Annotated in this window: 9 protein-coding genes and 1 pseudogene; 5 read left to right on the top strand and 5 right to left on the bottom strand. The window is 45.4% G+C overall.

What is annotated here, in order from left to right; all coding sequences use genetic code 11:
- The 3 genes and pseudogenes from P5674_RS20825 to P5674_RS20815 form a co-directional block, all read right to left on the bottom strand.
- Positions 1–372: pseudogene (locus P5674_RS20825) on the bottom strand (IS200/IS605 family accessory protein TnpB-related protein); the annotation flags it as partial.
- Positions 373–397: 25 nt separating this feature from the next.
- The gene (locus P5674_RS20820) at positions 398–1,585 is read right to left on the bottom strand and encodes a glycosyltransferase (protein ID WP_050856767.1); all 1,188 of its coding nucleotides are present in this window, start codon (positions 1,583–1,585) and stop codon (positions 398–400) included.
- A gap of 345 nt (positions 1,586–1,930) precedes the next feature.
- On the bottom strand, positions 1,931–2,434 hold the full coding sequence (locus P5674_RS20815; protein WP_187758303.1) for a hypothetical protein: 504 nt from the start codon (positions 2,432–2,434) through the stop codon (positions 1,931–1,933).
- 227 nt (positions 2,435–2,661) lie between these two features.
- Here P5674_RS20815 and P5674_RS20810 point away from each other — a divergent pair, with 227 nt between their 5' ends.
- On the top strand, positions 2,662–2,805 hold the full coding sequence (locus P5674_RS20810; RefSeq protein ID WP_006620749.1) for a hypothetical protein: 144 nt from the start codon (positions 2,662–2,664) through the stop codon (positions 2,803–2,805).
- 145 nt (positions 2,806–2,950) lie between these two features.
- Here P5674_RS20810 and P5674_RS20805 read toward each other — a convergent pair whose 3' ends face one another.
- On the bottom strand, positions 2,951–5,251 hold the full coding sequence (locus tag P5674_RS20805; protein WP_193520286.1) for a hypothetical protein: 2,301 nt from the start codon (positions 5,249–5,251) through the stop codon (positions 2,951–2,953).
- Positions 5,252–5,754: 503 nt separating this feature from the next.
- Between P5674_RS20805 and P5674_RS20800 the strand changes: the two genes are divergently transcribed.
- The 3 genes from P5674_RS20800 to cobT all read left to right on the top strand — a co-directional run bounded on the left by P5674_RS20800 (position 5,755) and on the right by cobT (position 8,302).
- Entirely contained in the window at positions 5,755–6,462 is a 708-nt protein-coding gene (locus P5674_RS20800; RefSeq protein WP_014274911.1) for a Crp/Fnr family transcriptional regulator, read from the top strand.
- 68 nt (positions 6,463–6,530) lie between these two features.
- Positions 6,531–7,211 (top strand): DUF2232 domain-containing protein, encoded by a 681-nt coding sequence (locus P5674_RS20795; RefSeq protein ID WP_006617189.1) that lies wholly within the window; start codon positions 6,531–6,533, stop codon positions 7,209–7,211.
- Positions 7,211–8,302: a nicotinate mononucleotide-dependent phosphoribosyltransferase CobT gene (gene cobT, locus P5674_RS20790; RefSeq protein ID WP_006617190.1), complete on the top strand. Its 1,092-nt coding sequence runs from the start codon at positions 7,211–7,213 to the stop codon at positions 8,300–8,302. The genes P5674_RS20795 and cobT overlap by 1 nt, the downstream gene beginning before the upstream one ends.
- A 13-nt stretch (positions 8,303–8,315) precedes the next feature.
- On the opposite strand, the gene P5674_RS20785 is transcribed toward cobT, so the two are convergent.
- On the bottom strand, positions 8,316–8,732 hold the full coding sequence (locus P5674_RS20785; protein ID WP_231852129.1) for a hypothetical protein: 417 nt from the start codon (positions 8,730–8,732) through the stop codon (positions 8,316–8,318).
- A 448-nt stretch (positions 8,733–9,180) separates the two neighbouring features.
- Here P5674_RS20785 and P5674_RS20780 point away from each other — a divergent pair.
- The coding region (locus P5674_RS20780) for a recombinase (protein WP_315670240.1) at positions 9,181–10,492 on the top strand (1,312 nt) is incomplete at its 3' end.

Raw genomic sequence — 10,492 nt, 5'->3', positions numbered from 1 at the left:
GTTGGCATCCCGACGTTGACGAGTTCCCGATTGCCATTCCCGATATCGGGTCATGTAGCTACTGACTTGGCCAGCGGCGAAGACGATGGCAGCCCTTCGATAGTAGCTGGGGAACTTGTAAAAGGTCTGGTCAAATTGCCAGTATTTGGGGTTGGGGTTCTTGGCGGTTTGGTGAATCAGTTTCTCAACGGCTAGAACCCGTTTTTGACTCGATAACCCTCCGATAGACGGCCAATGGGTTAAGAGAATTCCCATCAAATGCCGACAGACACCTAGGGAGACCTCAACCGTTTGGCTCAGAAGCACTCGCGCTGCTGCTGTCGGGTTAAGATTCCATCGGTCTGTACGGATGATTGATGTGGTTTGTGCCATCACGCGCTTGTTACCCCAAGGCTTGTCAGATCGGCAGATCCTTTGCCCCCACCTGCCGTTCGGCGAGGTGGGGGAATGCGTCGCTATTTTTGTTCAAACACTTATCTACGAAATTAAGATAGTCCTCCCGAAACCGACTTTGATCAAATTGACTCGCATGAGTTCGGATAATTTCCGGATGAAATTGCCCATTGAGACTTTCAAAGACTTGGACTGTCTCCATTAAACCTGTTTCTGTTTGCGGCGTAAATAATAACCCTGTCCCGGAGTCGGGATATTTACGAATATCTCGCACGGTTTCTGTCGCGCCTCCTACTCCATAGGCGATCGCAGGTGTTCCGCAAGCCATGGCTTCTACGATCGCCATTCCAAAGTCTTCGCAGGCGGCATAGACAAATGCTTTGGCTTTGGACATATATTCCCCTACTGCCTGATCACTTTGCCAACCTAAAAGCTGGATATTGTCTTTGGCAATTTTCTTGATGCGATCGCATTGAGGACCTGTACCAATTACTACCAGCGGATAACCCAATTCGTTAAAGGCTTTGACAATTAGGGAAATTTTCTTATAACTCACCAGACGGCAAACGGTCAGATAAAAATCTTCTTTTTGGGCCTGAAATTTCATATTGTCCATCGCCACCGGGGGATAAATTACCTTCGCCTCACGACGGTAACATCGCCATATCCTCCGAGCCGTATGTTGAGAGTTAGCAATAAAATAATCAACCCGGTTGGCTGAAATCACATCCCATTGCCGTAGTTGGTGCAGCAACACACGGGTTAACATACCGGGGACTCCTGAGCCGACAGAGCTACCTCTGAGATAGTCAAAGGTGAGATCCCAAGCATAGCGCATGGGAGTGTGACAATAGCAAATATGCCTTTGCCCTGGCGTTGTAATCACTCCCTTGGCTACAGCATGGGATGAAGATAAAATTACGTCATACTCCCGCAGGTCTAACTGTTCGATCGCTAACGGTAATAGCGGTAAATATTTCTGTACACCATTTCTCGCCCAGGGAAAGTTCTGTAAAAATGTGGTCCCAATCTTTCGCCCATATAGATAACTCTCAGGATTACTTGATTCAAAATCAATCAGCGCATAAACTTGGGCATCAATATGCTTGAGAATTTCTCGCACCACTAACTCTGACCCCCCTGTGGCTTTCGGCGTTAACCATTCATGGACCAGAGCATACTTCAACGACACAACAGATATCTAACCCCTAATGCCTTCAGAATTTACTATCTCACAGGGCGGAAATTAATTGTGAACTGTGTTAAGTTTTTTAACCACCCCCCCCCGACCCAAACCCTGGACTCACACCCGTGGCTGTTGGAGAAATCACTTTCCACTTGGTCCCCCATAGCCGTTTCTCACCCTCTATTTAGTGGTAGCTTGGCGATTATTTAACATAGTGCGATCGCACCTATTGGGACAGCCATATCATTATGCGATCGCTTCTGAGATTTGACCATGAACCGAAATTAAACTCTGATCAAAAACCACAGAAGTCATTAACTATTATGGCTAACAATTAGACAAGTTTAACCGTCACTTAATAGCTACTTTAGCTTGTCCGATTTCACAAGTCATTCCTTGACGACACCAACCCGCCCCTATTATATCATTGAACATCACATCTACATCAACTACAGAAACTTTAAATTCCGCATTTGGGGGCGCACTGAGGCTAAATCTGCATAGATAAGAATTGGAACAGTTAGGGTTCTTAATACTGTCAGGTGTAGAACCATCAGGAATACAAACAGTTCCCAATCTTTGATTAGACAAACAAATTGCCAAATCCGGGGCTCCATTTAATACATCCCAAGACTCATTGTTATATTTGCTCTGTTCCACTGCAACATCAACGGTTATTATATCAGCATGAGACGGTTCAGGAAAGCCGAATACAATTAAAACTAGCAGGACTAGACATAACACATAACTCCTGAACAAATTACGGAAATCCCAGGGTTTATAAATCCCTTTATTTCCTAGTAATTTGGCTAGTGGCGGCCGATATTTAAGGTTAATTTGATGCAGTGTATACATGGAATTTCACCGATTTATAGTTAGTGTTACTATCATTCTGCCAGCACAACCCGCCACTGACAGCATACCCCCTATTGGAGAGGGTAGCTAATCGCGGAACGGCTGTACAAGACGCGAACCAAATCCTCTGTCAGACAGTATACACTCTCGGCTGACATCATAAATATAAAGATTTTCCCATCATTATTCCCGGTCAAAAACCCAGAATTTTAAGATTAATTTAACAATTGCTGAAACCGACCAATCACAGCCTGTCAATTGTCAATCCCCAACTCCCAAGAAATCCCCACCCCAAAGCGATCGCTCCTTTATTCTCCTTCCCCATAGCCGTTTCTCACCCTCTAGTTAGTGGTAGCTTGGCGATTATTTAAAAGGTGCGATCGCTCCTATATGCTACTTGATTAATCATGTAATACATCCCACGCAGTCCCTCTCCCACCTGGGGAGAGGTATTGAGGCTTAGGGTAATATTTTCAGCCAATTCTCAACAACCTGTCATCTCCAATTCCACCTCAATTAATCGCGTTTTTTCGGGTTACTTTTACTCATTTCTTGACTCAAAGATTCTAAACTCAAAAATTCATCATTATCATCGATTTTTGATGATGATTGATTTTCCGCCTGTTCAAAACTGCTCAAGATATCATCAAGAGTTACATCAGAATCACCCCATTCCGTCAAAGGATTATCTGATACAGTTGCCGATTTTTCGGGTTTACCCGCCGAATTAGAAGCAGCAGAACGCGATGTTTTAACACTCGAATTTAGCTCGCCAAACAAGTTATCAAAAGTAATCATTTCCTCCTCAGAAGGCATAGAAATCGGTTGATAATCCTCCCCGGAATCTTCAGCTAAGATATCTTCAGCTAAGATATCTTCAATCTCATTAGATTCCGGGCTCTCTAACCTAGCCAATTCTGCCTCTAATTGTTCCAGGGTACTCTTATCAACTAACAGCCGAGAATCCATCGATTCATCATCATCGCTACCATCATCAACACCCGGAAGCAAATTCTCATCAGGAGAAGCATAGATAAACTGTTCATCCTCCTTTAAATTGGGTTCTTCAAAGATATTACTAAAATCTTCAAAAGTATCCTGACTAGCAGATGGAGAAGCCTTTTGATTGGGCGTGTCTCTATTCATCTCTACTGGCTGATTTTGATTGATATTTTCGCTCAAAATATCGTCATCCTCCCAGAGAAGTTCCTGAGCATCATCTGGCTGTAAACTTCCGTATAAATCTAATTCTTCCGACACAGAGAAGCCATCAAACGGGTCTGACTGGCTACCATTTCCACCCCCCGCAGAAGATACATTTCTCCGAGTTTCTCTCGCCACTGGTAGCTCTTCCTCTGGGGTATCCTTAAACAAATCTTGAGTATCCAACCTCAGATCTTCCTCATCAGGTTCTGATTCTGATAAATCTGTAGATGTCTCTGTAGATGTCTCTGAGGTATCCCCAAATAAATCCTCAGCATCCCAACCCCCATCATCTACCGATTCAGGAGAGATATCAGCAGCAGTTTCCGCCACTATATCATCACTATCATCAGCCTCATCATCACCGAATAAATCAGCACCCCAATTCCCCTCATCTACGGGTTCAGGGGGGATATCAGCAGCAGTTTCCGCGACTATATCCTCTTTTGGTTCCGGTCGTGGTTTTGATTCGATGGGAGTTTCGGAAACTCTAGTGGGTAAGGGAAGTTCCACCCCCGCAAAAGGAAAGAAATCATCGTGATCGGGAACAGAAGATATCTCTGGAGACGGTTGAGTTTCGGGAGTCATAACCACCCCCTGCTGACCGATCGCATTAGGTTTAAGCGGGGGAGTACCCTGTCTAGGTTGTAGGTCAAGCAGTTGTATAGAAGATTGAAGTTCAGAGGTTGTAGCCTGACTCAACTGCTGGGTGAGATAATTAATCCAAGCCGAAAGAATCACCTCTCCCTGTTGTCCCAAACCGTGCATTTTCTCAATATTTTGGGACAGAGATTCCTGATAAGTTTGTAAATTGCTTTGTAGGGCTTCAAAAATGACACTTAAACTAGAATCAAGGGTCATCAGCATCTGATCAGACTGAGCCTGTAGAGTCCGCATTTGTTCCAGTCGTTGGGCTGGAGTGAGTCGGGGTAACATCTTAGAAGTTTCCAACTCCTCCGCATAGTCCCCACCAGCATCAGAAAAAACCCGAACATCGCGGCTACTGTTTGCGCCTTCACCTCCCCGACGACCCAAAGCCGTAGTGGACTCACTGGGGGTAGTCTGAACAGTATCCCCCAACAGCAGGGCGTTAATAACCTGTTCCTCCAGGTTACTGAGGGTTTCGCTAACACTCTCAGTGAGACTTTCCTGAAGACGATTCATCAATTCTTGCAGAAACTCTGTAATAATTTGCTGCTGGTCGTGGGATTGGTCAACGGAGAGCAGATTTTCCTGTCGCCGCAGTTCTAAAGCTCTGATATCCTGTAATAGCAGTTGTCGCTCATGGCGTAACTCTTCTACCTCAGACTTTAGCAAAGCCGAAAGTCGCGATCGCAAATAACCCATTTCTTCCCGCAAGGCTTGCCAAAAATTCTGCTGTTGGGACTCCGAAAGAGATGATGGGTCAGCGGAACCTGTAGATCTCAGGGACAATGAAGAGTCATCAATATCTTGTTGAAGAGATACGAGATAATTCCGAACACGCTGCAACACTTGACGGGCGCGGGTCACGGTTTCCCCAAAAGCCACCCAAGGTAGCCTGGGGCTGGGTTGACTCAGTACCTCGTCAATTTCAGCAATAAGAGTCTGAATTTGATCCTGATGAGAAGTCAAGGGAGGGACCTCAATTTACTAGCGTTTGACGAGAAAATTTAACCGGGATATCAATATAGTTTGAGTTTCAATAGTCCAGATTTAACCTTTAAAATAGTGTTCCAATGAGTAAGCGTAGCTCGATGCTTGGCCAAAAGTTAGGGATAACCACCCCCAGGCCCGATTTGTAAGTGAACATCCAATTTAGGTTAATTTTGCTAGGATACAGTGATTTTGACTCTATATCCCTTTAAAATGATAACCTGCCTGTGCCAATCTAGTTCCCAACTCATCCCTGGTTAGTCTACCTGTGTAGGCTTATGCCCTCAATTATAATGAAAGCCAATCTTGGATTAAATCCATAGTCAAACCTTAGCTATTGTAGTTAAGTACATCGAAACCCCACAATAATAGTGGTATCGTTTGACTAAAGTTGGCTCTGTGAATGGTGACAGTGAATTGTCTATTGGACAACTCCTGCTAACTAGCCACGGATAAGCGCTAATTTCAAACATCATAGCCCAATGGAAGATCGGTACTTCTCCCGCGAGTCACAATCAGATATCACCCGGATGATTCTCTCGACTGCCTTTTTTGAGGGTTTACCTGAGGAGGTAGCCGAAAGAGCCACCTCTCATGTGGTGGGTCGAAGCCACCCCCCCAATCAAGTGATTTTGCTGGAGAATGATTGGGGTAGCTCAGTATATTTTATCTTAGATGGTTGGGTCAAAATTAGGACCTACAACCTTGATGGTAAGGAAGTCACCCTCAATATTTTGGGGAAAGGTGAATTATTTGGAGAAATGGCAGCCCTTGATGAAGTCCCCCGATCAACAGATGTAATCACCCTCGCCCCAACCATGATTGGCAATATGCCAGCTCAGGATTTTGTCCAACTGATTAACACTGAACCATTGGCAGGTATTAGGTTGGCTCAGTTAATGGGCCGCCGTCTACGTCAAGTCAATCGGCGGTTACGGTTGCGTGAGTCAGATAGTGCTTCACGAGTGGCAGATATTTTGCTGTTTTTGGCGGAGGGACAAGGAAAAACCACAGAATCAGGAACCACAATTCCTAATTTACCCCACCGAGAACTCAGCAGTTTGAGCGGACTAGCTCGGGAAACGGTCACTCGGGTACTCAGTAAACTTGAGAAAAAGGGATTAATTCATCGCGATCGCGATCTTCTCAGCATTCCCGATGTTCACGCCCTAGAGAGGATGTTGGTTTAACAATAGGTTAGCGGTCTTGGTCCTACCATGGCCCTGCCTAACCTCGTCCGTGATTTAAACTTGATAGCATGAGTGATTTTTCTAACCATAGCCCCCAACCTTCCCCTAAAACATCCGATCGCTTCCCTTCTGTGTCCCCCCTCGTTATGGTGGAAACAGCATTTCTCGCATCTACCGCCAGTTTGATTTGGTTTATCAACTACTACTTTCCCCTCGGTCCTCTGTTGCGAGTCTTTTTCTCCCTACCTATTGCCTTGCTATATTTGCGCTGGGACCGACGGGCGGCGATTATGGGTGCTGTAACCTCTGGGTTACTTTTGACCGTGTTAATGGGTCCTACACGCAGCATTCTCTATGTTATCCCCTATGGTTGGATGGGTGTGGTGCTGGGGGGTTTGTGGAAACGAGGCGCTATGTGGCCGGTGACTGTGGCGATCGGCTCCTTAATTGGCGCTATTGGCTTCTTTTTCCGTTACTGGTTGCTGTCAATTCTCTTGGGTCGGGATTTGTGGGTTTATGCCACTACCCAAATTGCACAACTGCTAGAGTCTATCTTTATTCGCTTGGGGGTACTTGCACCCCCAAGTTTACTATTTATTCAGATTTTCGCTGTATTGATGGTTTTGGCTAATAATATCGTTTATCTGTTTGTGGTGCATTTGGTGTCTCTGTTGATGCTCGATCGCCTTAAAAGTCCTATTCCCCGCCCTCCCCGTTGGGTACAGATTTTGCTCGACTATGACGAATAATGGCAATCCGAATTTATACACAGCCCCGTAATGGTCAGGCTTGGTTACGCAACTATCGCAATCAAAAGCCTATTTTTGCCTGTGTTTTGGGATTTACCCAAACGGGTTTAATTCCGGGAATTTCCGCCGCTGGGGCCAATCCTGCAGATCGCCGCCGCACCTATCTCGCAGATGCTGAATTTCTGGCCTTGGGTCCTGTGCCATCTCCTCGTTATCCTTTACCGCCTTTGGTGGCTGGCGCTTCCCCCGTCCTGATTTCGCGAGCCGTAGTGGCGGCGCTGAATATTCCCTTATATTTATTTAATGCTGGGGTTCCCGTAATTCCTTCTGTACCCACCATCGATCTCGGAGGAGTCCCCGCTAATTGCCTCAGTTCCGGCGCTGCTTTGAACTCTACCATAGTTCAACATCTATTTGAGTCTGGGTTGGCTTGGGGCGATCGCATTGCGGCTGAGGCTGATCATAGTTATGTGATCATCGGAGAATGTGTCGTCGGGGGAACTACCACCGCCCTGGCTGTGTTGATGGGTTTGGGAATTCCCGCCGCCGGTAAAGTCAACAGTAGCCACCCCCAGTGTAACCATGACCAAAAATTAACCATAGTTACCACCGGACTCCGGGCGGCGAAAATTACCCCAGGTCAAGTCGATCCCCTGACACTGGTTGCTGCTGTTGGCGACCCTATGCAAATTGTCGTTGCTGCTATGACTATTGCTGCTAGTCGCCGGGTCGGGGTTCTCTTGGCTGGGGGAACCCAAATGCTGGCCGTTTATGCTTTGGCTGAAGCGATCGCTTCTGCTAAAAATCTTTCCTGGTGTCCGGGACGGGTCGCTGTTGGTACTACTCGCTGGGTCGCAGAAGATACCACAGGGGACACTGTCGGACTCGCAAAGGCGATCGGTCCGGTTCCCTTATTGGCAACCCAACTCGATTTTACCCATTCCCATTACCCCCAACTACAAGCATTTGAACAAGGATATGTTAAAGAAGGTGTCGGTGCGGGAGGATGTGCGATCGCTTCCTATTTGTTCCGCCAATGGACATCGAGCCAGTTACTTACACAAATCGAACAACTTGCTCGCCATCTCTGATCCCCTCACCCTCTCAAGCACGCATCCGCTTAGACAATAACTGTTCTTCTAGGGCTGCAATGCGATTGTAAGCAGCAGTAAGCTGGGCTGTCAAGCGCTGGATCTGAACATCCGCACTTAACATGGTTTCTTTGCTAACCATAGTGCTGCTATTGACATAGTAATCATCACTTAAAATATCTTTGTGTGTCCCCTGGTAGTCCTCACCTTTTACCGGAATTGATTGGCAAGGAACTGCGTATAATCTACCATTGTGTTGAGGAGCATCGATATCTGCTTCTTCCATCACCACACAGGTATCTGTCAATGCTTCTTCATCAGTCCTAGTCGATGAAAACATTTCCGAAAAACCATAATCATCCCTAGGAATATTCCCGCGTAGTTGCATGACTACTTCATACAGCGCATCCACTTTATTCGTTAAAGTCATGACCTGTTCTGCTAACATATCCATAGATACTCCATGTAGGTGATTGCTATGCTCCCATCCTAGAACAAGATTCCGCTCACCCCTGATTACTTCCGATTTATTTAACCTTTTAACTTGACATACAAATTTCCACAATTCTTAGGGCGATCAACACCCCTACCACAGCCAATCTCTAGCCATTCAAACCTTAATATAACTTAAAGATTTTTCCCATACATATACCCATGACGGGCGAGATTATTCACCCCATCAAACCTGAGACCAACCCCCATCCTATTCCCATGAGTATATTTACGGTTTAAGGCTTTAATCACCCCACCAATTCCCAGGCTACAGCACTTCACTAAACACTCGACTGGAATTAAAGCGTCTACATAGCCTACAACCCCTATTCTACCGTTACTTAGGTGTTACTCAAAGCCATAACAGAGTAACAAGTGAGTAAAAAATGAGTAACGCTACTGATACCCCTACTGTAGGGGGAAAGGGTAACTATAATGAGAGTTACGCTAGATTCTTGAAAGCCTATCAGGAGTTTAAGGGGGAATGTCCCAAAGGGGTAACTCTCAAACTTCAAAAGACCGGGACTAGGTACAATCTGCTATTGCAGTTTAAGCAACCACCAACCGGAAAACGACTACCCAAAACGGCTAACCTTGAGTGTACTCCAGAAGGGGTGATAGACGGGGTTAAGAAAGCTAAACTGGTATCAGAAGCCCTAGGGACTATCACTAGCGCTAGTGAATTTTGGGATTGGTACGATGCGACTATCTCAGGAAAGAACCAGATTGAGGATAATCTGATAACCTATCGGGAAATATTCCAACAACTAGAGGATGAGTATTTTGCGGGTTACAACCGCAACACAGGAAGGAAACGTTCTCGCGATATCGCTAGTGACTTAGCGTCTTACGACACTACTAAAGGGGCATATTTCAGGCTGTTCCCTAACTGGGATGAATATCCTAGCTGGGAGAGTTTCAAGGCTATGCTATATATTCCCTTGCAGAATGGAGAACAATTAGTAGGCTCCAAAACCTTCAAGGAACGTTACTACATCTTAAAAGCCATAGCTGAGAAATCACCTAACAAAGAACACTTGCTTAAACAGCTTGAGCCTATTAACGCCAAACAAACACAATTCAGAAAGAAACAACGGATAGCTGTTGATGTATTTAAGGATTGGTGGTTTAAAACCAAACAAGAAGCCTATACTATTAAAAATCACCAACATCAATCATCTCGACATAACTGGTTATGGGTGACTGGTATGGCGGTAATGTACGGGTTAAGACCTACTGAGATAGCCGCCGCCGTTAATCTAACTAAGCCATTTGTAACTGAAGATGGCGTAATCATCAAAGCACTATCAGACCCCGATAATCAGGATAATTACTTGGTGCTAGGTGACTATGTTTACTTTACTGACTCAGAAGGTCGGAAAGTGAGTATTAAAACAGGGGGAAGGATTGTTGCTCCAATTCCCAGCCCTGAAATGTTTGAGTTCCTAGAATTGAAAAAACCTTTATTGCCTCAATACACCCCTAAAAAAGGCAGTAAACCCAAAAGCATAGTTACAGGATTTGAAGCCGTGTTTAGTCAACGCATTTCCTCTATGAAATGTCCGGTAACCCAGAAATATGCTTTTCGTAGACTGTACAACCTGTTGAGTGAAAAGTATGGACTACCTATCGAGTTGCGAGCGAGACTTATGGGTCATAGCGCAATCGTCAACGAGAGTAAATATAAAACAGAAGGGA

The organism is Limnospira sp. PMC 289.06 (genome assembly GCF_032350395.1).
GTDB classification, from domain to species: Bacteria; Cyanobacteriota; Cyanobacteriia; order Cyanobacteriales; family Microcoleaceae; genus Limnospira; species Limnospira platensis.
The sequence above is the reverse complement of the archived record's forward strand: the minus strand, read 5'-3'. Positions and strand labels throughout refer to the sequence as shown.

Excerpts from the sequence above, each read along its gene's own strand:
- P5674_RS20795 (WP_006617189.1), top strand. The coding sequence starts at position 6,531 with ATGAGTGATTTTTCTAACCATAGCCCCCAACCTTCCCCTAAAACATCC.
- cobT (WP_006617190.1), top strand. The coding sequence starts at position 7,211 with ATGGCAATCCGAATTTATACACAGCCCCGTAATGGTCAGGCTTGGTTA.
- P5674_RS20800 (WP_014274911.1), top strand. The coding sequence starts at position 5,755 with ATGGAAGATCGGTACTTCTCCCGCGAGTCACAATCAGATATCACCCGG.
- P5674_RS20815 (WP_187758303.1), bottom strand. The coding sequence starts at position 2,434 with ATGTATACACTGCATCAAATTAACCTTAAATATCGGCCGCCACTAGCC.
- P5674_RS20785 (WP_231852129.1), bottom strand. The coding sequence starts at position 8,732 with ATGACTTTAACGAATAAAGTGGATGCGCTGTATGAAGTAGTCATGCAA.